The 23,465-nt window shown below is 63.9% G+C and carries 26 protein-coding genes and 1 tRNA gene; 15 read left to right on the top strand and 12 right to left on the bottom strand.

Annotated elements, in window-relative coordinates; genetic code table 11:
- Nucleotides 1-74 precede the first annotated feature (74 nt).
- The 3 genes from gluQRS to LSQ66_RS02805 all read left to right on the top strand — a co-directional run bounded on the left by gluQRS (nt 75) and on the right by LSQ66_RS02805 (nt 2,381).
- On the top strand, nt 75-980 hold the full coding sequence (gene gluQRS / locus LSQ66_RS02815) for a tRNA glutamyl-Q(34) synthetase GluQRS (protein ID WP_231768300.1): 906 nt from the start codon (nt 75-77) through the stop codon (nt 978-980).
- A gap of 110 nt (nt 981-1,090) precedes the next feature.
- Nucleotides 1,091-1,474, top strand: a complete 384-nt coding sequence (locus LSQ66_RS02810; protein WP_231768299.1) for a DUF4124 domain-containing protein — start codon at nt 1,091-1,093, stop codon at nt 1,472-1,474.
- A gap of 106 nt (nt 1,475-1,580) precedes the next feature.
- A complete protein-coding gene (locus tag LSQ66_RS02805) occupies nt 1,581-2,381 on the top strand; it encodes an alpha/beta fold hydrolase (RefSeq protein WP_231770035.1) in 801 nt (266 codons plus the stop codon).
- Nucleotides 2,382-2,410: 29 nt separating this feature from the next.
- On the opposite strand, the gene LSQ66_RS02800 is transcribed toward LSQ66_RS02805, so the two are convergent.
- The gene (locus tag LSQ66_RS02800; RefSeq protein ID WP_231768298.1) at nt 2,411-3,496 is read right to left on the bottom strand and encodes an alpha/beta fold hydrolase; all 1,086 of its coding nucleotides are present in this window, start codon (nt 3,494-3,496) and stop codon (nt 2,411-2,413) included.
- A gap of 640 nt (nt 3,497-4,136) precedes the next feature.
- On the opposite strand from LSQ66_RS02800, the gene LSQ66_RS02795 reads away from it, so the two are divergent.
- The gene (locus LSQ66_RS02795; RefSeq protein WP_231768297.1) at nt 4,137-4,769 is read left to right on the top strand and encodes a LysE family translocator; all 633 of its coding nucleotides are present in this window, start codon (nt 4,137-4,139) and stop codon (nt 4,767-4,769) included.
- Nucleotides 4,770-4,773: 4 nt separating this feature from the next.
- On the opposite strand, the gene LSQ66_RS02790 is transcribed toward LSQ66_RS02795, so the two are convergent.
- Nucleotides 4,774-5,733, bottom strand: a complete 960-nt coding sequence (locus LSQ66_RS02790) for an amidohydrolase family protein (protein ID WP_231768296.1) — start codon at nt 5,731-5,733, stop codon at nt 4,774-4,776.
- A gap of 140 nt (nt 5,734-5,873) precedes the next feature.
- Between LSQ66_RS02790 and LSQ66_RS02785 the strand changes: the two genes are divergently transcribed.
- From LSQ66_RS02785 to LSQ66_RS02770, 4 genes are all read left to right on the top strand, one after another.
- A tRNA-Ser gene (locus LSQ66_RS02785) sits at nt 5,874-5,964 on the top strand.
- A 273-nt stretch (nt 5,965-6,237) separates the two neighbouring features.
- A complete protein-coding gene (locus tag LSQ66_RS02780) occupies nt 6,238-6,804 on the top strand; it encodes a PAAR domain-containing protein (RefSeq protein WP_231768295.1) in 567 nt (188 codons plus the stop codon).
- A 25-nt stretch (nt 6,805-6,829) separates the two neighbouring features.
- Complete coding sequence (locus LSQ66_RS02775) at nt 6,830-7,897, top strand: DUF2515 family protein (RefSeq protein WP_231768294.1); 1,068 nt, start codon at nt 6,830-6,832, stop codon at nt 7,895-7,897.
- Entirely contained in the window at nt 7,894-8,556 is a 663-nt protein-coding gene (locus tag LSQ66_RS02770) for a hypothetical protein (RefSeq protein WP_231768293.1), read from the top strand. The genes LSQ66_RS02775 and LSQ66_RS02770 overlap by 4 nt, the downstream gene beginning before the upstream one ends.
- A gap of 68 nt (nt 8,557-8,624) precedes the next feature.
- On the opposite strand, the gene LSQ66_RS02765 is transcribed toward LSQ66_RS02770, so the two are convergent.
- Entirely contained in the window at nt 8,625-8,909 is a 285-nt protein-coding gene (locus tag LSQ66_RS02765; RefSeq protein ID WP_231768292.1) for a putative quinol monooxygenase, read from the bottom strand.
- Nucleotides 8,910-8,920: 11 nt separating this feature from the next.
- Nucleotides 8,921-9,145 (bottom strand): DUF2798 domain-containing protein, encoded by a 225-nt coding sequence (locus LSQ66_RS02760; protein ID WP_231768291.1) that lies wholly within the window; start codon nt 9,143-9,145, stop codon nt 8,921-8,923.
- A 100-nt stretch (nt 9,146-9,245) separates the two neighbouring features.
- Between LSQ66_RS02760 and LSQ66_RS02755 the strand changes: the two genes are divergently transcribed.
- Nucleotides 9,246-10,139, top strand: coding sequence for a LysR family transcriptional regulator (locus LSQ66_RS02755; RefSeq protein ID WP_231768290.1), 894 nt, complete (start codon nt 9,246-9,248; stop codon nt 10,137-10,139).
- Between the two features lie 81 nt (nt 10,140-10,220).
- A complete protein-coding gene (locus LSQ66_RS02750) occupies nt 10,221-11,663 on the top strand; it encodes an FAD-dependent monooxygenase (protein WP_231768289.1) in 1,443 nt (480 codons plus the stop codon).
- A gap of 5 nt (nt 11,664-11,668) precedes the next feature.
- On the opposite strand, the gene LSQ66_RS02745 is transcribed toward LSQ66_RS02750, so the two are convergent.
- Together LSQ66_RS02745 and LSQ66_RS02740 are read right to left on the bottom strand one after the other, a co-directional pair.
- On the bottom strand, nt 11,669-13,651 hold the full coding sequence (locus LSQ66_RS02745; protein ID WP_231768288.1) for a TonB-dependent receptor: 1,983 nt from the start codon (nt 13,649-13,651) through the stop codon (nt 11,669-11,671).
- A gap of 80 nt (nt 13,652-13,731) precedes the next feature.
- The gene (locus tag LSQ66_RS02740) at nt 13,732-14,067 is read right to left on the bottom strand and encodes a hypothetical protein (RefSeq protein ID WP_231768287.1); all 336 of its coding nucleotides are present in this window, start codon (nt 14,065-14,067) and stop codon (nt 13,732-13,734) included.
- Between the two features lie 197 nt (nt 14,068-14,264).
- On the opposite strand from LSQ66_RS02740, the gene LSQ66_RS02735 reads away from it, so the two are divergent.
- Nucleotides 14,265-15,056 carry a CPBP family intramembrane glutamic endopeptidase gene (locus tag LSQ66_RS02735; RefSeq protein ID WP_231768286.1) on the top strand — a complete coding sequence of 264 codons (792 nt, stop codon included), beginning with the start codon at nt 14,265-14,267 and terminating at the stop codon, nt 15,054-15,056.
- Here LSQ66_RS02735 and LSQ66_RS02730 read toward each other — a convergent pair.
- Nucleotides 15,034-15,306 carry a KTSC domain-containing protein gene (locus LSQ66_RS02730; protein WP_231768285.1) on the bottom strand — a complete coding sequence of 91 codons (273 nt, stop codon included), beginning with the start codon at nt 15,304-15,306 and terminating at the stop codon, nt 15,034-15,036. The two genes, LSQ66_RS02735 and LSQ66_RS02730, sit on opposite strands and share 23 nt — an antisense overlap.
- Nucleotides 15,307-15,401: 95 nt before the next feature.
- Between LSQ66_RS02730 and LSQ66_RS02725 the strand changes: the two genes are divergently transcribed.
- Both LSQ66_RS02725 and LSQ66_RS02720 read left to right on the top strand, forming a co-directional pair.
- Nucleotides 15,402-16,787, top strand: a complete 1,386-nt coding sequence (locus LSQ66_RS02725; protein ID WP_231768284.1) for a serine hydrolase domain-containing protein — start codon at nt 15,402-15,404, stop codon at nt 16,785-16,787.
- 27 nt (nt 16,788-16,814) lie between these two features.
- A complete protein-coding gene (locus tag LSQ66_RS02720; protein ID WP_231768283.1) occupies nt 16,815-18,008 on the top strand; it encodes a serine hydrolase domain-containing protein in 1,194 nt (397 codons plus the stop codon).
- Here LSQ66_RS02720 and LSQ66_RS02715 read toward each other — a convergent pair.
- Nucleotides 17,995-18,891: a LysR substrate-binding domain-containing protein gene (locus LSQ66_RS02715; RefSeq protein ID WP_307730241.1), complete on the bottom strand. Its 897-nt coding sequence runs from the start codon at nt 18,889-18,891 to the stop codon at nt 17,995-17,997. The genes LSQ66_RS02720 and LSQ66_RS02715 overlap by 14 nt on opposite strands.
- Before the next feature lie 71 nt (nt 18,892-18,962).
- Here LSQ66_RS02715 and LSQ66_RS02710 point away from each other — a divergent pair, with 71 nt between their 5' ends.
- Nucleotides 18,963-19,565 (top strand): LysE family translocator, encoded by a 603-nt coding sequence (locus LSQ66_RS02710; protein ID WP_231768282.1) that lies wholly within the window; start codon nt 18,963-18,965, stop codon nt 19,563-19,565.
- On the opposite strand, the gene LSQ66_RS02705 is transcribed toward LSQ66_RS02710, so the two are convergent.
- Genes LSQ66_RS02705 through acs form a run of 4 tightly spaced genes read right to left on the bottom strand, consistent with a single transcriptional unit; the run spans nt 19,518 to nt 22,621 of the window.
- On the bottom strand, nt 19,518-20,102 hold the full coding sequence (locus tag LSQ66_RS02705) for a Rhs element Vgr protein (RefSeq protein ID WP_231768281.1): 585 nt from the start codon (nt 20,100-20,102) through the stop codon (nt 19,518-19,520). The genes LSQ66_RS02710 and LSQ66_RS02705 overlap by 48 nt on opposite strands.
- A gap of 57 nt (nt 20,103-20,159) precedes the next feature.
- Nucleotides 20,160-20,288 carry a hypothetical protein gene (locus tag LSQ66_RS24655; RefSeq protein ID WP_269449133.1) on the bottom strand — a complete coding sequence of 43 codons (129 nt, stop codon included), beginning with the start codon at nt 20,286-20,288 and terminating at the stop codon, nt 20,160-20,162.
- 50 nt (nt 20,289-20,338) lie between these two features.
- A complete protein-coding gene (locus LSQ66_RS02700) occupies nt 20,339-20,605 on the bottom strand; it encodes a hypothetical protein (RefSeq protein WP_231768280.1) in 267 nt (88 codons plus the stop codon).
- Between the two features lie 18 nt (nt 20,606-20,623).
- Nucleotides 20,624-22,621 carry an acetate--CoA ligase gene (gene acs / locus LSQ66_RS02695; RefSeq protein ID WP_231768279.1) on the bottom strand — a complete coding sequence of 666 codons (1,998 nt, stop codon included), beginning with the start codon at nt 22,619-22,621 and terminating at the stop codon, nt 20,624-20,626.
- A gap of 224 nt (nt 22,622-22,845) precedes the next feature.
- Between acs and LSQ66_RS02690 the strand changes: the two genes are divergently transcribed.
- Entirely contained in the window at nt 22,846-23,454 is a 609-nt protein-coding gene (locus LSQ66_RS02690; RefSeq protein ID WP_231768278.1) for a YqhA family protein, read from the top strand.
- Nucleotides 23,455-23,465 lie beyond the last annotated feature (11 nt).

Below are 23,465 nucleotides of genomic sequence, written 5' to 3'. Positions count from 1 at the left end.
TTTACCCCAGCCGTTTAGGTGCGCCGCAGCATTGCGATTGACGGGCGCGCGGGCCGTCGTGGATACTCTGCGCCATGAACGCCCCCGCCTACATCGGCCGCTTCGCGCCCTCCCCGACCGGCCCCCTGCATATGGGATCGCTGGTCGCGGCCATGGCGAGCTATCTCGACGCGAAGCTGCACCACGGCCAGTGGCTCGTGCGCATCGAAGATGTGGACAAGGACCGCAACGTGCCGGGCGCGGACCGCGAGATCCTTGCCTCGCTGGAGCGCTGCGGCATGCGCTGGGATGGCGAGGTGGTATGGCAGACGCAGCGCGAAGCCCTCTATGATGAGGCGCTTGCCCGGCTGGCGCAGAACGTCTATCCCTGCGGCTGCTCACGCAAGGAGATTGCCGACTCGCAGACGCGGCTCGGCCAGAACGGCAACGCCATGCTGGTGTATCCGGGCACCTGCCGCGAAGGCCTGGCGCCGGGCAAAACGCCGCGCGCGCTGCGCCTGCGCACGCCCCAGCAGCCCCACCGCATCATCAGCTTCGATGACCGCTGGGCGGGCCACGTCAGCCAGGACATCACGGCTGAAGTGGGCGACTTCGTGATCCGCCGCGCCGACGGCTACTGGGCCTACCAGCTGGCCGTGGTGGTGGACGACGCGGCCCAGGGCATCACCGACATTGTGCGCGGCGCCGACCTGCTCGACTCCACGCCGCGCCAGCTCTACCTGCAGGAGCTGCTGGGCCTCCCCCATCCGCGCTACCTGCACGTGCCCGTCGTGCTCAACGCGGATGGCGAGAAACTGTCCAAACAGACGGGCGCGCAGGCCTTCGACACCGGCGCCTCGGCCGCCAGCCTGCTGAACGACGCCATGCTGCCCGCCGCGCGCTTTCTCGGCCTGCCGATCGAAGCCCAAACCGTCGAGGCATTCTGGCGCGCAGCCGTGCCAGCGTGGGGCCGTCTGCTGGAACGGCAGGGTCAGGTCTGACTACTCCTACAAGCGAATAGGAGTGCGCCCCACCGCCATCGTGAGGTGGCGAACAGACGCCGCCGCTTGCCAGGAAGACAATGGATTCATCTTTCAACCGGAGGTGAATCATGCGACGCCCAGCTTATTCCGCCACCCTCTGCCTGGCTGCGGCATTGGCCACGGCTAGCGCGCTCGCCGACGACCAGATCTACAAGTGCCTCGACCGGAATGGCGTGGTGATGCTGTCGGATAAACCCTGCGAAGCCACCACGCAGACCACGCCGAGCCTCTCCACCGACGAGGCCACGCTGCAGGCCATGCCCGAAGTGGCGCCAGTGCCCGTGCAGCGCCTGGTGGTGAAGGAACACTACACCCTGCCGCCTGCGGAAGTGAACCGCAACAACTGGTCGCGCAAGCCGCCGGTCTCGAAACCGCCGAAGGTCGACGTGGCGACCCTCAAGGCCGCGAAGCTGAACCTGGAGCTCAGCGAGCGCACCGCCAGCCTCCGCTAAGAGGCTGTTTCATCGTTTCGCTACAAACTGCCTGAACACTTGGGACACCTGCGGGAAGCCGTGCGCTTTATAATCCTGGGTTTGCTCTTCCACGAACGCCCAAGTGATGACCCAAGGTGAGACCTCGCGCGACACGCGCCCCGCAGTCGTTCTGCTCCACAGTTCCATGAGTTCGCGCAGCCAGTGGGCTGCGCTCATGGCAGCACAGGAAAGCCGCTTCCGCTTCATCGCGCTCGACCTGCTCGGCTACGGCAAGTCCGCCTTCCCCAGCGAAGTGGCGGACGAGTTCTCGCTGGCGCACGAGGTGGACGCCGTGGCGGCGGCCCTGGCCGCGCACCTGGACAGCGGCGAACCATTCCACCTGATCGGCCATTCCTACGGCGGCGCCACCGCCCTGCGCCTGGCACGGCAGATGCGTTCCCGCGTGCTGTCGCTGGCGGTGTTCGAGCCCGTGGCCTTCCATTTGCTGTCGCCGCAGGACGCGGCGCGCGCGGGTATCGAGCGTGTGATCTCGGCCATCGACATGGCGCCCAGCCAGCATGCGGCGGCGCGCGCTTTCATCGATTACTGGAATGGTGCGGGCGCATTCGACAAGCTGGCGCCCCAGCTGCAGCAGCGCTTCGCCTCGCAGGTAGCGAAGGTGCGGCTCGACTTCCAGGCGCTGCTGGGCGAACCGGCCACCCTGGAAGACATGCGGGTGCTGGACATGCCTTCGCTCGTGATGTGGGGCGCCGACGCCCCCGCGTCCACGCGCCGCGTGGCCGAGTGCCTCGCCGCCGCGCTGCCGAACGCCGGCTCCTGCCAGACTCCCGGCGGCCACATGGCCCCCCTTACCCACGCCGAGGACGTCAACGCCGCCCTCATCAGCTTCCTTACCGACGAGCCCGTGTCCACATTTGGGGTCTGACCCCAAGGGTGGACACAGCCAGAGCTGTTTCAGGCCGCCGAGCGTTCCTGCATCGGCGTACGGGCGGAGGAGCGCGTCGCCAGGGCTGTGGCCTGCGCGCGGTTCTCCACCTGCAGCTTGGTGTAGATGCTGGTGTTGTGGTTGCGGACCGTCTTCTCGCTCACGTTCAGGGAGGCCGCGATCTGCGCGTTGTCGCGCCCCGTGCACATCAGCGCGAGGATGTCGCGCTCGCGCCGCGTGAGGGCGGCGAAGCGGTTGGGGCGGCCCACCTCGTCCGAACGCAGGAAAGTGCGGATCTCCTGCACCCAGCGGCGCCACGCCGGTTCATGCTCCAGCAGCAGATGGTTCTCGCTTTCCAGCGGCACGAAGCGCGCGTTGGGAATGCGGCTGGCGATCAGGCGGCCTTCGTCGAACGGCACGCGGGCGTCGTCCTTCGCGTGCAGCACCAGGGTCGGGCACTGGACCAGGGGCAGCAGGTCCATGACATCGATGTCGTTGCTCACGCGGAGGAACTGCGCCGCCATGGCCGGATCGATTGAAATGCGCAGCAGCTCGTTGAACCACTGCTGCTGTTCGATGCTGCCGCCGGGGATGAACTGGCTGGTGAAGAACTGGCGGAAGGCGGGATTGTCGCGGCTCCAGCCCAATTCGGCCATGCGGATCATGAGCTCCGCCTCCTCGCGCTGGCGCGCGTCCGGCTGGCGTTTCATGCGGCCGCGCGCAAAACCGCCCGACAGCACCAGGCGGCTCACGCGGTGCGGATGCGCCACGGCATAGGCCACGGCCAGCGCCGCGCCCTGGGAGATGCCGATCAGCGGGAAGCTGAGCGGCGTGGCCGCCTCCACCACCGTTTCCAGGTCCAGCTCCCAGCCGCGCATGCTCAAGCCGGGCGGATTACGGTCCGACAGGCCGCAGCCGCGGGCATCGTAGCGGATCAGCGTATGTTCGCGCGAGAGCTCGGTGAGCAAGTGGTTCCATACCGGGCTCTCCCAGTCGTACTCCACGTGGCTCAGCCAGTTGGCGGCCTTTACCAGCGGCGGGCCGTTACCGCTCATGGCATAGGCGATGCGGACATGGTCAGGAGTGGTGCAAAGGCGGATTTCTTGTTTTGGCATATCGAACTTCCAGACAAAAGGATAGCGAGCGCGCGCGATGCTGCCATCGCGGCACGGTGCCCGTTACGGTAATTAAGACAGCGGCGCTATGCCTATGGCGGCGCGCGACTTCCCTGTTCGCTGTCCGGCTGACGGGCCGCGCTTCCTGGCCCGCCGACGCAGCCGCCCGTTCCTCCGTCGGCGCTGCGGTATGTTGGATGACATCTTTCCTTGCGCCTTCGCGTTGACGCACTGGAACCCGCAAATTCTCCCGCCAGTCATACCCATAGTCAACAAGCATTACCTTTTAACTACAAACGCATTACATTCTGTAGATATTTTTTTATGGCATCTTTCTCTGTGGAAAGTCGATGATTTTTCATGCAAGTTCCCGGGACAGCTTGTTGCCTAAGGGAATCGTTACCATGTCCAAGCGGCGGGCATCGCGCGCGGCAAGGTTCCACGCTGCGAAGTCCCGGACGAAGCTGCCCTGGGACAGCGCGGCTTGGCCACGCACTGGACTTCTCACCGGGACAGGGCCTCCCAAACGAAAGTGAAGTGCGCACTAACCTGTCGTTTCAACGCAACGGCGGGTCCTTCCAGCAAGCCGCGCCGAACGCGGGTATGCTGTGGAGTTCGGCTGTAATGACAAGGAAGACGGATGGAACTCTCGCACTGGCTGGCCTATGCCGGCGTTGCCCTGATCAGCATACTGAGCCCCGGGCCGGCCATTCTGCTGGCCGTGTCGAACAGCGTCGGCTACGGCTGGCGGCGCACCGCCTGGTCTTCGCTGGGCAATGTGATCGGCATTCTCGTGATTTCAGGCGTGACGATGGGCGGCCTGGGCGCCCTGCTCCAGTCCTCCGAGCTGCTCTTTTCCGTGCTGAAGACGCTGGGAGCGGGCTACCTCATTTATCTGGGCATACGGCAGGCGCGCTCCAAGAACAGCGTGTTCGCCCAGGGCGAAGGCAAGGCGCCCGCTGTTTCCCGCAGCAACCGCCAGCTCTTCCTCGACGGGCTGACCCTCGCCATCTCCAACCCGAAGGCCATTCTCTTCTTCACCGCCCTCTTCCCGCAGTTCCTGGACCATCACGCCGCACTGGCCCCGCAGTTCGCCATCCTGACGGGGACCTTCATGGTCTTCTCCTTCTGCTCCCTGATGGCCTATGCGGCAGCGGCGCGCGGCACGCGCGGCTGGTTCCGCAGCCAGCGCAACGTGGTGGCCTTCAACCGCAGCTGCGGCGGCCTCTTTATCGCACTTGGCGCAGGCCTGCTGACGCTGCGCCGCAACTGAACATCTAGCGCAGATACGCCGGAACGTTCGCGGCGATCTGTGCAAACTCCGCGTCGCTCAGCGGTATGCGGCGGAAGGCGGCCCAGGACTCGCGCGGGCGCAGATTGTCTCCCGCTGCCGCATCCGTCCCGTACAGCACGCGCGCCATGCCCACCTGGCGCAGGCGGTTCGCCAGGCGCTGCGCATCGGCGGGCGCGATGTTCTGGTCCGCGATGGAAGCCACGTCGAAATACAGCCGCTTCGTGCGCGGATCGCCTTTCGCAACGGCTTCCGCCAGAACGCCCATCACCTCGTCGGCTGGCGGGTCCTCGTAGCCGGGGCCCGTGCCCGCCAGATGGGCTATCTGCACGTCCACGTTCGGCGCCATCGGCAGCAGCTGCTCGATGAAGGCGCGGGCCTGCGTAGCGCCGTAGGGACGCTTCTTGCTGATACTCGCCCGCATGTGGATGGCAAGCGCCATGCCATGTTCATTCGCAGCGCGGAAAAACTCGCGCAGCCTGGCGATATGCTCCGGGTTCTCCAGCTGCACATCCGAATTCCCGAAATGGAGTTTCACGCCGCGCTTCAATTGCGGATCCTTCGCGCAGCGGGCCAGCTCCGCCAGTGCATAGTCGCGCAGCGGATTCACGCCGCAGAAAGCACGCAAACGGTCCGGGAAGCGCGCCACCTGTGCCGAGGTCCAGTCGTTCTCGGCGCGGACCTTCGCGTATTCGCTCTCGATGGTGAGGCCCGGCTTGCCGAACATGTAGGCCGTGGACAGGATCAGGCCCTTCTGGATCCCCGCCCGGTCCAGCAGTGCGACCACGTCGGCGGCATCGAGCGCCTTCACGGCCGGTGAAGCGAGCAGCGATTCGATGGATGGGCTGAACAGGTGCTGGTGGACGTCTGCGAACGGGACCGGCTGGGCGAAGGCAGCAGCGGCCATCAGCGTGGCAGCCGCGAAGGTGGCGAGGTGGCGGATCAAAATGGGGCTCCTGGAGTTTTGGCTCAGTGTGTGATGGGGAGCAGGCTCGCGTCAAGGGGATGACGGCTGGAAAAAAAACTTGGTACTCGGCGGAACGTTTGCTATAATCTGCGGCTCTCGCGAACAGCGCGGGAAATGCAGGAGAGATGGATGAGTGGTTTAAGTCGCACGCCTGGAAAGCGTGTATAGGTTCATAGCCTATCGGGGGTTCGAATCCCCCTCTCTCCGCCAGAACAAAGAAAAATGGGCACCCCTGCGGGTGCCCATTTTTTTTGTTCGGACGGAGCGAGGGGGATTCGAAGGGTTGGGCCCTGCCGGGCCCAACCCTCCCGAATCGCCCATTTGCTGCCCGCAAGGCGGGCAGCGCCGCGCGCCGAGGGCGCGCGCCGGCTACGGCCGAGGCCGTCGCAGTCCAGGCCCTCGGAATGATCTTCCTCAAATCCGGCCACCCCATCCCTCAGTAGATTGACGGTTTCACCCCAACAACTACTGGAAAGGGATGCCATGCTCACTCGACACCTCGTCACGCTCGGCGCACACACCACGGCAGGCGGCACCGTCATTTCGGCCAGCTCCTTCAGGTCGATCAATGGCGCAACGGTCGCGCTCGAGGACGACAAGGTCAAGTGCCCGGCGTGCAACGCAGTGGGCATCATCAAGCCGGACGGTCCCCGGCTCCGGGAAACCTGCAACGGCAAGCAAGTCGCCCTGCACGACGACCTTTGCATCTGCAAATGTGCCCAGCCGCCCCGCCTGATCGCCAACCAGGCCCTCGTGTGCCAGGAGATCGATGCCGGCTGGCTGGCGGCCGAAGTCGCAAGAAGAAGCACCGCCATGGAAAGGGAATCCACTTTCGGTGCCACCGTTGGCGAAGCGGATGACGAAATTCCGCTGCTGCTCGTTCATCCCGAAACAGAACAACCCTTCGCCCATCGCTTCTACCGCCTTGAACTAGGGGACAAATCCATCGAAGGCACCACCGACGAGCACGGCGCCACAAGGCCCCTCACTCTGGCGGAGCGGAAGTCCCTCACCGCCTGGCACGTTGGCGAGGAAACCAGCCCCGCCTGACTCCACCCCTGCCGAGGAGACTCCGATGCCCGTCCACTATGAGCCAGGCAAGGCCAATCCATATTTCCCGATCCACCGGTTTCACGGCATTCCCCTGAACCGGAACATCAAGCCAATAGAGGACTGCAGACTCAAGGGATATGTGGGGATGGATGGCCATGCCAATCGCGGCATCGCCATGGAAATCCTCACGCCCGAGTACCTCTGGGAGACCTTTCAGAAAGAAGCAGAGGATGTCATCAAGAGCGACGGCGCGTTCATCAGCGACGTCACTGAACGGAACAAGCGCATCAATGCAGCGTACGCCAAGCTGTGGCTGGCCGACAATCGCTTCCAGTGGGCCGGGCTCGCCGCCTTCGCATCCAAACAAGTCGGCTGTGGCCTGCTGCATGCCCACCAGCTGTCCGAGAAAAATCAAAGGGAACTGAGTACCTCGGCTCGCTGGGCAGGTGACAACTCAGAAGCCGCAAGTCTCGGCGCGATCCCCTATGCGATCCAGGGTAGCGCCGACTATATGTATGAGCGGCTCGGCTTCGGAAACAAGCACCTGTTCCTGGACATCTACCCACTACACCGTTTCTACATGGAGCGTGGGTTGGCTGAACTGGCGGCCAGCTTACCAAAGAGGCAGAACGTCAAAGGCCGAGTTGTTTGGGATGCGGACCAGTTGCTAGATTTCGGAAAGCCGTTCAGGGAAATTCGGATGGGGTTCGACAGCATTGACAGGGGAGAAGCCGCGAAGAGCGTTGAGGCGCTTGCTTGGCACGAGCAGGTGAACATCCTTCAGGCCATCCTGTACAACGACCCGCACATGCAGGAAGCACTCGCAAAAAACCAGCTCGCTTGGGCGATTGGATTTCCATCAGGCGTCTACACGGAAATCCAACTTACTCTATCCGCGCAATGCAAAGCAAAAGATGGTTGGACCACATACTTCTCCCGCCTCAAAAATGCAAAGCTCTGGGTCGCAGAAGAACGTATGCAGTTCGTGAAACGTGCCGCCACGCAGTTTGACGAGTTGCTACGGAACGGCCAGCGGCGCTACGTCGAGGAATCGCTGCGCGCAATCTCCGTTGGACAGGGGATCAAATGAAACGTCGCTACCACGCATTGGTATTTACGGGCATTGTGACCGTTGCCGCGTGGTCTTCCTTGCGAACACCTGGACCGCTCCCGATTCTGTCCTTCCGAATCGGGCAACCCTTTGAGGAGGTCGTCAAAGCCTCCACCTATCCGGTTCTGAAAAGATCCAATATTCCGACCAACGCCTATTTGCAGTCGGGAGAAACCTTTGTCACCGAGCCAGCAGTCATCCTACGCTTCAACGATCCCCAACACGGCTTCACCCTGCCACCCACAAAATTTGCCATGCTGGGCTACATGGACAATGAAGTCGAAACTGCGGCCACATCGCCAATGCTGGAGAAACTGCAATTCGAGGATGCGGTGGCCATCCTGGAGAATCTGCAAAACCAGTTCAAAGCGGGCGGTTGGAAACCTTGGGAGCCCGATGGGAGCGCATGGTTCGACTTGTCGTTGGAAGGGAAGCGGCATCTCTACGAAAGGATGTTCAGGCCCGGGTTCTCGCAGGAGGCTACCCTGCTGGTCCCAGGCAAATACGGCATGACCTTCCGTCTCTGGTGTGCTGACGGATGCATGAATCGCCAGCCGCCTTACCTGTTTCTCATTGATATTGGTGTGGGAAGGGACATTGAAAGCAGGCTCACGACGGTCGGAAGCAATGTCGAATAGGGATTTCGACTATCGCGTGCGCACCTTCAATGTTTGTGGCGTTGGCACCAACCCTGCACCGTAGCCACTCAGTCCACTGGCAAATCCTCTACAACGACAGACGCTACCAATCCCTTTGCAAAGAAGGCCTTCGTATGCGGCAGCTGCAAATGCTGCGCGAGCGCGTGTGCATCGTCGAACTGCTCGATCAGCATAAAGGTACCGGGAGCGGAGAGCGCCTGGAAGAAGCTGAACTCCCCGCACCCCGGCTCACGCCGCGTTTCCTGTTCCAGTTCCACCAGCGCGCCGCGCAGCGCGTCTGATGCGCCTGCTGCGGCGGTGATGACGGCCAGTTTGCGTATTGCCGGTGCCATGCCGTGCCCCCTCACGCAGCCAGACGGCTGGCGAGCCGCTGCACCTTGGGCGCCGCAAGCACCACGATGAGGAACGCGGCAGGCCAGGCCGCAACAAACGCGTGCAGCCAGCGGCTGGGGAAGGCTGGCGACAAGCCAAGATTGAGCCAGGTAACCCAGGCGCTCATCAGGCCGGACATCAGCAGCGACATCAGCCCGGCAAAGGTCAATCGCAGGCGGAGGGGTGGGTTTGACATGAGACTTCTCCAATAGAATTCGAATGACCCCAGTGTAGTCAATTCCAATTATGTGTAATATACGTATTCACTGCACCTTAAATTTCATCAATGGAATCATATGCTGGATGACTTGGCCCTGTTCGTCGACATCGTGGAGGCTGGCAGCCTGAATGGGGCAGCACGCAAGCTGAATATTCCCACCGCCACCGTCACGCGCCGCCTGCAAGCGCTTGAGCGCAGCCTCGGCTACCGCCTGCTCACGCGCACTGCCCGGCGCATGGTACTGACTATGGAAGGCAACCAGTACTACGAGCAATGCAGGCCACTGATCCATGCACTGCGCCAGGCGACACAGGGGCTGGATGCGGTGCTCGACAAGCTGTCGGGCCATATCCGCGTGCTGGCGCCGAACGGGCTGGCGGGCGGCCCGCTGGCGCCGGTGTGGGCGGGCTTCCTCGCGGCCTATCCCGGCATCACGCTGGAGCTTCAGCTGTCGAGCACATTTCAGGATCTGGTGGGCAGCGGCGCGGACCTAGCGCTGCGCATCGGCGAGCTGCCCGATTCGAGCCTGATGCAGCGCCGCCTGGGTTCAATCGGCTATACGCTGGTGGCGTCGCCCGCCTACCTGCGTCAGGCGGGTGCGCCAAGGAACGCAGAGGAACTGACGCAGCATTCGCTGATCGTAGCCACGCCGCTCGACCAATGGACCTTGCGCGACCCCGGCGGCGGCGCAGTAACCGTGCTGCGTCCCACGGCGCGCATGCGCGTGGACGACCTCCGGCTCGCAGTCGCCATGGCGGAATCGGGCAGCGGCATACTGATGTGCCCTTCCATCATGTGCAAGGCAGGGCTGGCCGAGGGGCGGCTGCGCGCCGTGATGGAAGGCTGGCTGGAAGTGACGCGCCCCATTCATGCGGTATGGTCGCAGCAGCGCTTCCTGTCGGCGCGGGTTAAAGCGCTGGTGGACTACCTGGCCGCGGCCATCGCTGCAGAGCCGCTGCTCATGCGCTAATCATTTCAAGAAGTTACACGGCTTGAGATTCCCGGTTGCGAATGCCTATAATCGGCGCCCGAATCCAGCGGAGGTGAAGCGATGAACGAGCATGCCGTACTGATTGTTGGAGGTGGCCCGACAGGGCTGATGCTGGCAGGTGAACTGTCTCTCGCGGGCGTGGACGTGGCGATCCTCGAACGGCGCCCCAGCCAGGAAATTCTCGGCACACGCGCCGGCGGCTTCCACGCCCGCAGCATCGAAGTGCTGGACCAGCGCGGCATTGCAGACCGCTTCCTTGCCGAAGGAAAGACGATGCAGATCGCGGGCTTTGGCGGCGTCTCCCTCGACATCAGCGACTTCCCCACCCGGCACAACTACGGGCTCGCGCTCACGCAGAACCACATCGAACGCATTCTCGCGGAATGGGCGCAGGAACGCGGCGTATCCGTTATCCGCAATGTCGAGGTTACCGGTTTCACGCAGGACGATACTGGCGTGAGCGTGACGCTCGCCGACGGCCGGACCATGCGCGCACACTATCTCGTGGGCTGCGACGGCGGGCGAAGCGTCATCCGCAAAGCCGCAGGCATCGAGTTCGCCGGATGGGATGCCTCGGTCAGCAATCTCATTGCCGAAGTCGAGATGACGGAAGAGCCCAAGCTCGGCCTGCACAAGAACGAGCGCGGCGTGATGGCCATGCGCAGGCTGGAGGATGGGCGTGTTGGCGTGGTGCTGACCGAGAAGGAGATCGGCAAGGGCGAGCCCACGCTGCGGGATGTCAGCGAAGCGCTGATCGACTACTTCGGCACCGACTTCGGCGTACACAATCCCGGCTGGATTTCCCGCTTCACGGACATGGCCCGGCAAGCAGCCTCCTATCGGAAAGGACGTGTGCTGTTGGCCGGCGACGCCGCGCACGTGCACTACCCTGCTGGCGGCCAGGGCCTCAACCTTGGCCTGCAGGACGCGGTGAACCTGGGCTGGAAACTGGCGCTGGTGGTGAAAGGCGCTTCCCCGGCCACGCTGCTCGACAGCTACCACAGCGAGCGCCACCCTGTCGCCGCGCGTGTCCTCCGCAACACCATGGCCGCCGTGGCCTTGGGACGGGGTGATGACCGCACTGCTGCCCTGGGCGAAGTCCTCGCCGACATTCTCACTTTGGAACAGCCTCGCAAGCGCATGGGCGGCATGATGTCGGGCCTCGACATTCACTACGACCTGGGCGAAGGCCATCCCCTGCTGGGCCGCCGCATGCCCGATCTCGACCTGCAAACGGCGAGCGGCATGGTGCGGGTCTACAGCCTTCTGCATGACGCCAAGCCGCTGCTGCTCAACCTCGGTGCGCCGGGTGCAATCAGCAAGGGCCGCCGCGTCAAACTGATCGACGCGAGCTATGGCGGGGCCTGGGAATTACCCGTGCTTGGCACAGTTGCTGCCCCCGGCGCGGTGCTGGTACGACCTGACGGCTATGTCGCCTGGGTTGGCGACAGCGGGTGCGCCGGCCTCCCCGAAGCCTTGGCGAAGTGGTTCGGAGAGGCCTGACGCGGTCAGAAGTGCGCGCGGACGCCGAACACGAAGTTCCGGCCCGGCAGCGGCGAGATATCCTTCAGAACGGAGGTCGACACGCGGATCTCTTCGTTCGTGAGGTTCTTCGCCAGCAGGAACCAGGTGAGCTCCTGCTGGCCCAGGCGCTGGGTATAGGAGATGTTGGCGTTCAGCTGCGTGTACGAAGGCGTGGTGGTCTCGAAGGCAGCCAGACGGTCCTGGCCATCCGCATGCACCACTGAGAGGCCAGCGCGCAGGTCCGCGTAGCGATAGCCGACGCTGGCGCCCACCCGGTTAGATGGCTGCAGCGGCAGGCTGCCACCGTGATCGAGGCTGCCGCGCGATCCATCCGCAAACAGGCGGCCGGACCAGCCGCTGCCCTGCGCGTTGTAGGTGATTTCGCCTTCTGCGCCGCGGATGGTGGCGTCGGCCTGGGTGAACACACGCTCGCGCAGTTCCTCGCCTGGGTTGCCTTCGTCGTCCAGCAGATTGCCCGTCATCTGGCCGTAGATGAAGTTGCGCACCTTGTTCTCGAACACGTTCGCCTTCCAGCGCAGCAGGCCTTTTGTCTTCTGCACGCTCAGCTCCACGTTGCGAGAAGCTTCCTTCTTGAAGTCGGGATTGCCGATGTCGTAGGTCACGGTCGCATCGTGCGGGCCGTGCGAATACAGCTCCTCGGTTGCGGGCGCGCGCTCGGCATACGAGAGCGTAACGCCCGCCGCATAACCCGGCGTGAACGCCCACTGGCCGCCGAAGGAGCCGGACTTGAGATCGAAGGAGCGCTCCACGCCGCCATCCGGCGTGCGCTTCACCGATTCCAACCGCAAGCCGCCGCTCAGCACCACAGGGCCGATGGTTTTCTCCTCCACCAGGAAGCCTGCGGTGGATTTCGAATGCGTTACCGGCACGGTTTCGGCTACGCCGTCCGGGCTCAGGCCGGAGAAGTGCGTGTTCTCGGTCTGCACGCCGAAGGTGCCGCGCATGCCCGCAATCGGGTTGTGCGTCATCTCGGCGCGCGTTTCGAGCGAGCGGTTCTTGAAGATGACCTCGGGGTCGTTCTCTTCATTCAGCTCGGCGTGCTTGTAGCTGGTGTAGCCTGCCTTGAACTTGAAGGACTCGATGCCCTCGAAAGGCTTGCGCACCAGGCTGTCGAAATCGTAGCGGGTCTGCTTCTGGTCGATGCGCGAGCCTTCCGCGCTCGGAATGCCATACAGGTTGCTCAGGTGCGAAGCCGATATGCCTGCGAAGCCCCAGTCGGCGATATAGGAGCCGCCGATGCCCGCATTGCGCTCCTTGGTGGCGGAATGGGACAGGCGGCCGGAGCCCGATTCGGGATCGCCAGCCACGCGGCTGCCGGGAATCTTGTAGTCGTCCGTGTTGCGGCCGTTGCCGTCGGCATGCAGGCCAAACTGGCCGACCGCGCCGTCGATGGTGCCGGAAGCGCTCTTGCCGCTGTCCACCGTGCTGTAGCGCGTCTCCACCTGGCCGGTCCATTCCTTTTCCAGAGCGGTGGGAATGCGTTCGTTGACGACGTTGACCAGGCCACCGATGGCGCCCGAACCGTACAGCAAGGCGGCCGGGCCGCGCAGAATCTCGATCTGGCGCGCCACAGCGCCTTCTGCCGCAACGGCGTGGTCGTTGGACAGGCCCGACACGTCGGACACCGCCATGCCGTTCTCCAGCATCTTCACGCGCGACCCTTCCAGGCCGCGAATAATGGGGCGGGAAGCGCCCGCACCGAAAGCGGAAGCGGAAACGCCCAGTTCCTGGGAGAGCGTTTCGCCCAGCGAGCTGCCGACCTTATCGCGCAGCTCATCGCCGGACAGCACCTTGGCTGGCGTCAGAATCTGGTCAGCCTCGGAAGTGCGGAAGGGGTTGGCCGTGACGACGACCTTGGGCAAGACGCTGTCGGCACTCTGGGCCATGGACAGCGAAGAAAAGGTGGACAGTACAGCAGTAGCGAGCAAAGTGCGCTTGGCGATCATTATGAAACCTCGAACTCATGAAAAATACGTGGGGCGGCAGGCGCCACGCGAGCGCCTGCCGGAATGCCGTGTGTGATTGTTCAGAGTGCGGGGGGAGCGCGCGAGCGGAAGACGACCGTGGTAACACGGTCCAGATGCTGAAGCAGTTCAATGCCGGTATGCAGCGCCGGGCCATCGATGGCGCGCACATGCTGGGTGCTGCCATGGATGGCGGACGCCAGCTGCCCGGCCACGAGACACAGCTGGCAAAGCGCATCGGAGAGTACCGGGTCGCCCAGGCCTGCGGAGGCGGAGGGCTGGGCGGTAACTGCGGCTGGCTTGGCCGGCGTCCAGTGCGTATAGCCGTGCGAAAGCGTCACCAGCTGCGACATCAGCAGCGAGAGAGCAATCAGCAATGGCAGGAAACGACGCAGCATGGACGGCTGTGAAAAAATGGGAGCAGCGTATTCTAACCGTTTTTCGATGCAAGATCAGCCAGCAGCAGCGCGCCAGCGTATCTGCCACAGGCGCAGGGCTTGGGGCAGGCGCAGTGCGGTCCACAACTGCACGCATAAGGGAACGGCCGCGGAAGGTCAAGCTTGACGATGGGAAACGCCGCCCCTACCATCAGCGCATGCTTACCAACGACCTGCCCGCCCCCTCCCAGCCAAAGCTGTGGCTTGCCTTCATTGTGCTGTTCTGCGCCTACCAGCTGCCCGAAGGGCTGGGCGGGCGCATTCTCGGCAGTTTTGCCGTGCAGGCGGGCCTGCTTGTGGCCTTCCTCCCGATTGCCTGGGCGGTCGGCCGCTGGCTCGGCTTCCGCGGCCTGGACGCCTGGTATCTCGATTTTCGGCGCGGCTGGTTCCTGCTGCTGGCTGCCCCCTTCGCGCTTGCCGTGCTGGCGAAAGCTGGAGCGCTGGCGTTGGGGGAAATGGCGGGAATCTATGGCATCGCCATACCGAAGGAGACATCGCTTGCGCAGGTGCTGCCGATTGCGCTCGGCATGCTGCCCTACACCTTCCTCCCCTCCATCGCGGAAGACATCGTGACGCGCGGCTTCCTCATGCGCGCCCTGCCTGCGGTCTCGCGGCAGCGCGTGTTCATCGCGCTCTCGGCGCTGCTGTTCGTCCTCAACCACATTTACCGCCTGGGGAATGGGCCGCTTGAATGGCTGCTGCTGTTCTGCTTCGGTCTCGCATACGCGGCGGCCCTGTTCTACAGCCGCTCGCTGTGGGCAGCCGTGGGCCTGCACTGGGGATGGAACTACGCGGGACAGCTCGGGGACCGGCTCGCCAATATCGACGCGCTGAATCCCGCAGTGGCTCCCCTCGTTTCATCGGCCACCCATTTGCTGATGCTGGGTGCGGTGGTCCTCTGCGCCGGCCTGCTGCGGGCAAAGTCCTTCAGTCTTCGTCCGGCGCCCTGAAAAGGTCTTCGAGCGCCTTGCGGTCGGACTGCACGCGTACGTTGCTGCGCGTGCCCGCGAACTCCTCTTCGATATTGTCCCGGTAGTAGCTCCAGGCCGAACCGGACGTGGACAGGCGCCGCCACACCTCGGCGCCGACGCCCGCGTAGTCGATCGCGCTGCCATCGTCGAACTCCACGCGCAGCTTGCGCTCGCGCTGGTCGTAGCCGACCGCCCGCAGTTTTCCTGCATTGATGCGCTTCATCTCCATGATTCGTTCTCCAGGATGGCCTTACAAATTCCCGACATTCCGGGACGCTTCCGACAGTAGACTTTGCCCACCTGTCATTCTACGTGGAGAGAAGAATGAAGTACGGAAGTTTATGTATCCTGAGCGCGGCCATTGCCCTGGCGGCTCCCGCAGCAAAGGCCGACAAGGTCGACGACTACATCAAGGCCCAGATGCGCCTGAACCACGTGCCCGGCGCCGCCGTGGCCATTGTCCGTAATGGCAAGGTGGTGAAGCTGCGGGCCTACGGATTGGCGAACCTCGAATGGACGCAGAAGGCGACCGCCGACACGGCATTCCAGCTCGCCTCCACCACGAAGCCCTTTACCGGCATGCTGGTAATGCGGCTGCTGGAACAGGGCAAGCTGGATCTGGACGCGAGCATTACCCGCTATCTGCCGAACGCACCCGGAGCGTGGGAGCCTGTCACGGTGCGCCATCTCGCCAACCATTCGTCCGGCATTCCGGACAGGGTGGATACCGAGCCCAATCCAGCACTCGACGCTTATATCGAAGCCGCGGCAAAGCTGCCGCTGGCCCATGCGCCCGGCGCCTCTTCCGAATACGGCATCTCGGCCTATATCGTGCTGCGCAAGATCATCGAGAATGTCAGCGGCCAGACCTTTATCGATGCGCTGCGCACGGAGGTCATCCAGCCGCTCGGCTTGAAAGCCACAGCATACGAGGAGGCATCCACGTATGGAGACCGGCGCAGCAGCGAGGTGCTGCCGCGCCGCGCCAGCGTCTACGACTGGAAGGGCACTAGATTCCAGAACTTCAGCTACGACTTCAAGCCGCTGGGCTACAGTGCAGGCGGGCTTTACTCCTCCGCCGCCGACCTGGCGAAAGTGCTGGTGGCGCTCGAGGCCAACAGCCTGCTGAAGGAAGAGAGCAAGCGCGCCATGTGGACGGCGCAGACGCTCGGCAACGGCAAGCCTGCTTCCTTTGGCGTCGGCTGGGTGCTGCGCAAGGTGAATGGGCGCGACACCACAGGCCATTCCGGCGGACCTGCCCTTTCGGACCTGCTGTACATCCCCAAGGAGCGCTTCGGCGTCGTGGTGCTCACAAACGGCCAGGCGCTCTACCCTTACCTGGCGCAGGGCATCTCGGAGCTCTATTACCCAGCCCTTGCTGCTTCCCTTCCGGCTGGCATCGAGGACAAAAAGCCCGAACTGACGGCGAAGGTGTCCAAGGTTCTGGCGGCGGCGTGGAGCGGGAGCGTCGATGAAACGGAGTTCACGCCTGCCGCGAGGGAGAATTTCATCCCGTCGCTGAAGGCCTTCCTCTTACCCTTCTTCAAATCGCTCCAGCCTCTGGACCGCCTTGTACTGACGCTCGAACAGCCCGGCGAGGGAAAGACGCGGCGCGAATACGCAGCCCTGTACGGCAAGAAGGTAGTGACCTGGCAGTTCGACGTGGACGATGCGGGGAAAGTTATCGGCTTCGGTCCGAAGTCTGAATAAGCCGGGCTGTTGTGCTACATTCGGCGCATGAACCGACTGCACACACTCCTCCGGCTTACGCCCCTTCTGCTCCTTTCCGCCTGCGCGTCATTTGCTCCGCAGCGGCCGCTCGATACCGCCAGCACCGCGCAGATCGACAGCGCGGTGCGCAGCTATGTGGCCGAGCGCAAGCTGCCCGGGGCCGTGTACTGGATGGAGCATGAAGGAGCCAGCTATCAGCAGGCCTACGGCAAGCAAAGCTACGAGACCGGCAGCGCCGACGTCACCCTTAACACCCTCTACGATGCGGCCTCGCTCTCCAAGGTGGTATCCACGGCCCCATCGGTGCTGATCCTTGCCGAAGAAGGCAAGATCTCGCTCGACTCACCTTTGGTCAACTACTTTCCCGAATGCGCGAACGGCGGCAAGGAAGCCATCACCATCCGCCACCTGCTCACGCACAGTTCAGGCCTGCCCGCGAGCCTGCCCGCAAAGCCCGGATGGCGCGGCGACGAGGCGGCGCACAAGCTGGCCTGCAATCAGACGGTCACGCATACCCCCGGCACCTTCTTCCGCTACTCGGACATCAACTATGTTCTGCTTGGCCAGCTGGTGCAGAAGGTCTCCGGCATGCCGCTGTCGGCCTTCGCGCAGCAGCGCATCTTCACGCCGCTCGGCATGAAGCATACCGGCTATCTCCCGCTGGCGCGCTTCACCGCAAGCGGTATCGCCCCCACCCAGAAGGCGCAGGAAGAAGATGGCGGCAAGAGCGCCCATATCGACCTGCCGCCGGGCCAGACCCTGCAAGGCGTGGTGCACGATCCCACGGCGCGCTTCATGGGCGGTGTGGGCGGCTCGGCGGGCATCTTCACGACAGCGGGCGACCTGGCCCGCTACGCGCGCATGCTGCTGAATGGCGGCGAACTCGATGGCGTGCGCGTGATGCGGCCGGAAACCGTGCGCCTGCTCACCACGCGCCAGTCGCCGGACGGCCTGCCTGCCCGCGCCATGGGCATGGATATCGATTCGCCTTACGCCCGCCCGCGCGGCACTGTGTTCCCCGTTGGGAGCTTCGGCCACACGGGCTTCACGGGCTGCATTCTGTGGGTCGACCCGAACTCGAAGACCTTCTACGTGTTCCTGTCGAACCGCGTCTACCCGGACGACAAGAGCAATATCCTGCCGCTGTATGGCGTGCTGGGAACGCTGACCGCGCAGGCGGCGGGCCTCAAGGCGCCTTGAGCTGCACGCTCTGCCGGATGATGTCGTGCAGGCGCTGACAGACCGGCCCCAACTCCGCCTCCGAGCGCCGCAGCGCCAGCCGAACCGAAGGTAAAGCCGGAAGGCCCTCGCTGCGCACCTGCAGGCTGGCGGGCATGCCAAATGTCGAACGCACCGTGATCCCGAGGCCCGCCGACACGGCAGCCCACACGCCGCCAAGGCTCGGGCTCGTGACGGCAATGCGCCAGGGAATACCCTTGCGGTCCAGCGCCTCGGTGGCTATCGACCGCATCCTGCACGGCGCTTCGATCACAACCAGCGGCACAGGCGTTTCGCCAGCCAGATCCACTTCGCGGCTGCCGATCCAGTGCAGCGGATATTCACCCAGCACTTCCATATCCTTCGCCTGCTGGCCGTGATGCCACATCAGCGCAAGATCCAATGCCGCGCCTTGTATCTGCTCAAGCAGTTCGGCATTGCGTTCGATCTTCGCTTCGATGCGCACGCCGGGATGGCTCCTGCCAAAGACGCCCAGCACGTCGGAGAGCAGGTGCTCGCTGAAATCCTCCTGAAAGCCGAGACGCACCGCACCTTCAAGATCGGTACCGCCAACCGCCATCGCCGCTTCGTCGTTCAGCGCCAGCATGCGGCGCGCATAGCTGAGCAGCACCTCGCCTGCTTCGGTGAGGGCGAGCCCGCGTCCAGACTTGCGCAGGATAGGCGCCCCTGCCTGCTCCTCCAGCTTCTTCAGGTGCGCGCTGACCGCCGACGTGGACTTGTTCAGCCGCTGCGCCGCGCGGGCGAAGCTGCCGCACTCCATACCCTCGCTGAAGCTGCGGAGGGCATCGAGGTCAAAGGTGGTTCGCCGCATGATCATCCCGTTTTTCGAAACCTTCAATTCCAAACATTCCGCTTTTCCTCACCATAATCCCGGCTTAGCATGGCGCTGTCAATCACGGAACAGAAGGAATACCGGTGGAACTCTCGCTTTGGCTCCCCTATCTTGCGGCGAGCCTGCTCACGGCCTTCACGCCGGGACAGGCCGTGCTGCTCACTGTCTCGAACACGCTGCAGCATGGCGGCCGCAAAGCACTGCTCGGCTCCGCCGGAAATGCCCTCGGGATCTGCGTGATCGCCAGCGTTGCGGCGATGGGCGTCGCGAGCCTGATGCGCAATTCACCGAACGCCTTCCTTGCCCTGAAGCTGGCAGGCGGGGCGTACCTCGTCTATCTCGGCGCGCGGCAATGGAGCGCGCGCAATGCGTCGCTGGCCGGGGCCGCAGGACAAGGCCGCGGCCTTTTCGCCCAGGGCATGCTGGTGGCGCTGACCAACCCGAAAGGCCTGCTGTTCTTTGCCGCCCTCTTCCCCCAGTTCGTGCGCACTGACCGTCCGCTCTGGCCCCAGTTCCTGATCCTGACGGCGACGTTCGCCGCCTGCGCCGTCTGCGCGCACGCCGTCTTCGTTCTGATCACGCACCGCGCACGCCACTGGCTTACCAGCCCACGGCGCCTGTCAGCCATGCGCAAGGCCTCAGCCTGCGCCTTCGTCGCGATGGGAGTGGCGATGCTTTACCTTTGAATGGAAGATGCGGGAACGCCCGCGTGTTCCGCCCGGCAGGTGGCGCTGCGATGCGGGCTGGCTGAGGAAACCGCTCAGCACCTGCTCGAACAGCGGCAGCGCATCGGCATACTGCGGCTGGGCGAGCACGGAGTGGGCGTTGAAGAACCGGAGCATGAAGTAGTCCGCCAGCAGGTCGCCCTGCGCCTCCATGTTGTAATCGCCCAGCTCTTTGCCTGGCGCGAGTTCGTAGCGGTAGGAGAGGCCGATGCGGCAGGCGCCGCGCAGGCGCAGGCGGTAGCCCTGCTGCCACTGCCAAACGTGCACCATCTCGTGCATGAACCAGTGGATGCCTTTCGGGCCGGACTGCGAAAAATCGGTAAGGAAGTCTTCGTGGTTGAAGTAGATCTGCCCGTTCGGCGCAACGGCCGTGTGGCGGCTCTGGAAGCGCCAGAAGTAGCCGCGGTCATGAATGCGCACACGCGCGTAGTCGATGGCGTCGCCGAAGAGCTGCTTCGCCAGCGAGACTTCACCATGCGTGAGCGGGCGCGCTGCCATATGAAAAAAGGGCCGCCGCCAAAATGGCAAGCGGCCCTTCCCTAGCTTACTGCCGGATTAGCAGCAGCCGATCATCTGCAGGCAGCAGGCGATGCTGTCGCAGCAGCCGGTGTTCGCTGCCAGCGCAGCGGCGGATGCCAGCAGCAGGCCGAGGGCTGCACCGATTTTCATTGCTTTCGATTTCATAACGGATTCCTTTACTTGGTTGAGATATGTTTTTTGAGGCTGCCCATATCTCAATCGGGCGGTGTCCAGATTTCTTCCGCCAGCTCGGGCGGAGCGCCAGTCTCCAGCGCCGGGAACGCATCCCGGACCGGCGCCGCGGCAACGGCATACGTATCTGCCGCCGCCATGGGAGCGCACACCGGTGCGCAGCCCATATCCACGCACTGCGTAATGGCGCAGTCGCCTCCTGCACAGCAGGTGTGCACCGACTTCGCCACGGCAACGGATGTGCCGAAGACGAGCAGGAAGGCGAGGAGCAGGATGCGGAAAGCTTGCATGCGCCGATTATACCCGCGTCAGGCGGTTTCCTTCAGCTGCTCCAGGATCGCCGGGTTTTCAAGGGTGGACACGTCCTGCGTGATCGCCTCGCCCTTGGCCAGCACGCGCAGCAGGCGGCGCATGATCTTGCCGGAGCGGGTCTTCGGCAGATTGTCGCCGAAACGGATCTCCTTCGGCTTCGCAATCGGGCCGATCTCCTTGCCGACCCAGTTGCGCAGCTCCAGCGCCAGCTTCTTCGCTTCCTCGCCGGTGGGGCGGGTCTGCTTGAGCACCACGAAGGCGCAGATGGATTCGCCGGTGGTTTCGTCCGGCTTGCCCACCACGGCCGCTTCGGCCACCAGCGGGTTGGCCACCAGCGCCGATTCGATCTCCATGGTGCCCATGCGGTGGCCGGACACGTTCAGCACATCGTCGATGCGGCCGGTGATGGTGAAGTAGCCCGTATCCTTGTTGCGGATGGCGCCGTCGCCAGCAAGGTAGTACTTGCCGCCCAGCTCTTCGGGGAAGTAGCTGGACTTGAAGCGCTCGGGATTGCCCCAGATGGTGCGGATCATCGAAGGCCATGGACGCTTTACCACCAGGATGCCGCCCTGCCCGTTCGCCACATCGGCGCCCGATTCGTCCACGATGGCGGCCATGATGCCCGGCAGCGGCAAGGTGCAGGAACCCGGCACCATGGGCGTGGCGCCGGGCAGCGGCGTGATCATGTGGCCGCCGGTTTCGGTCTGCCAGAAGGTGTCCACGATGGGGCACTTCTCGCCGCCCACGTTACGGTAGTACCACATCCAGGCTTCCGGATTGATCGGCTCGCCCACGGTGCCCAGCAGGCGCAGGGACGACAGGTCGAAGTTCTTCGGATGGACTTTCGGGTCCACGTCCGCCGCCTTGATCAGCGAACGGATGGCGGTTGGCGCGGTGTAGAAGATGCTGACCTTGTGCTTGGCGATGTTCTCCCAGAAGCGGCCCGCGTTCGGGTAGGTGGGAATGCCTTCGAAAATCAGCTGGGTTGCGCCCACCGCCGTGGGGCCGTAGGCGATGTAGGTGTGGCCGGTGACCCAGCCGATATCGGCGGTGCACCAGTACACATCGTTCGGTTTCAGGTCGAAGGTCCACTTCATGGTGAGCGCGGCCCACAGCAGGTAGCCGCCGCTGGAGTGCTGCACGCCCTTCGGCGTGCCGGTGGAGCCGGAGGTGTAGAGGATGAACAGCGGATGCTCGGCATCCACCCATTCCGGTTCGCATTCGGCGGACTGCTTTTCCACCAGCTCGTGCAGCCACAGGTCGCGGCCCGCCACCATATTGGCATTGCCGCCCGTGCGCTTGTACACGATGACGTTCCTGATCGAATCGCAGCCGCCCATGCCCAGCGCCTCGTCGACGATGGCCTTCAAGGGCAGCTGCTTGCCGCCGCGCAGCTGCTCGTCGCCGGTGATGACCGCCACGGCGCCCGCGTCGATGATGCGCTCCTGCAGGGACTTGGCCGAGAAGCCGCCGAACACCACGGAGTGCGTGGCGCCGATGCGCGCGCAGGCCTGCATGGCGGCCACGCCTTCAACGGACATGGACATGTAGATGATGACGCGGTCGCCCTTTTTGATGCCGAGCGACTTCAGGCCGTTGGCGAACTTGCAGACCTTCTCGTGCAGCTCCTTGTAGCTCACGCGGGTCACGGCGCCGTCGTCCGCCTCGAAGATGATGGCGGTCTTGTCCGCGTTGCCGTTCTTCAGGTTGCGGTCCAGGCAGTTGTAGGACACATTCAGCTTGCCGTCCTCATACCACTTGTAGAAGGGGGCATTGTCTTCGTTCAGGGTGCGCGTGAAAGGCGTCTGCCATTCCACGTGCTCGCGGCCCAGGCGGGCCCAGAAGCCCTCGTAGTCGCGCGCGGCTTCGTCGCACAGCGCCTTGTATGCCTCCATGCCGGAGACGGTGGCCTGCGCCGCGAACGCCGCCGGGGGCGCAAAGATGCGCGATTCCATGGGTCCTTGCTGCTCGGTGCCTTGTGCTGTTGCGGTCATGCTTGTCTCCATTATGGTCATAAGTTTGCCAAAACATTAAGGGAGCGCGCTTACAGCCCCCTTACAGCCGGGGCGTCCCGGTTTGGCAGCAAAGACAATTATGCAGTTTCGGCAGCGTTTTTGCCATGTGTGGGCTCGGCAGGCGCGCCGCCCGGAGCTGCGGCAGAGCTGCCGCGCGTGTAGAATGTCGGGTGTTTTCGATTTCGCACAAGGAGCAAGTTCAGATGATCGATCCACAGCGCCAGGAAGGCCACCGCCTCAGCGCCATTCCCGCGTTTATCTTCATGTCGCGCTGGCTGCAGCTGCCCCTTTACCTGGGCCTGATCCTCGCGCAGTGCGTGTACGTGTTCCACTTCTGGGTCGAACTGAAGGACCTGATCGGCGCGGCCCTGGGCAACGAAGCCTCGCTGCAGCACATCTTCCAGGCCGTGGCCGTGCCGGGCGCCGCCGTTCCCACGAAGCTGAACGAATCGACCATCATGCTGGTGGTGCTGGGCCTGATCGACGTGGTCATGATCTCGAACCTGCTGATCATGGTGATCGTGGGCGGCTACGAGACCTTCGTGTCGCGCATGCACCTGGAAGGCCACCCGGACCAGCCGGAATGGCTGTCGCACGTGAACGCCTCCGTGCTCAAGACGAAGCTGGCGATGGCGATCATCGGCATCTCGTCCATCCACCTGCTCAAGACCTTCATCAACGCCGGTGCCTACGATGTCAAGGTACTGGTGGCGCAAACCGTCATTCACGTCGTCTTCCTACTCTCCGCCATGGCAATCGCCTATACCGACCGCCTTATGACCGCTACGCACAAGGACGGACGGGTCCACTGAACCGGGAGCTG

Origin of the sequence: Massilia endophytica, from assembly GCF_021165955.1 — a bacterium.
Lineage (GTDB): Bacteria > Pseudomonadota > Gammaproteobacteria > Burkholderiales > Burkholderiaceae_D > Rugamonas > Rugamonas endophytica.
Note: the sequence above shows the minus strand (reverse complement) of the source record. Positions and strands in the feature narration are given on the sequence as shown.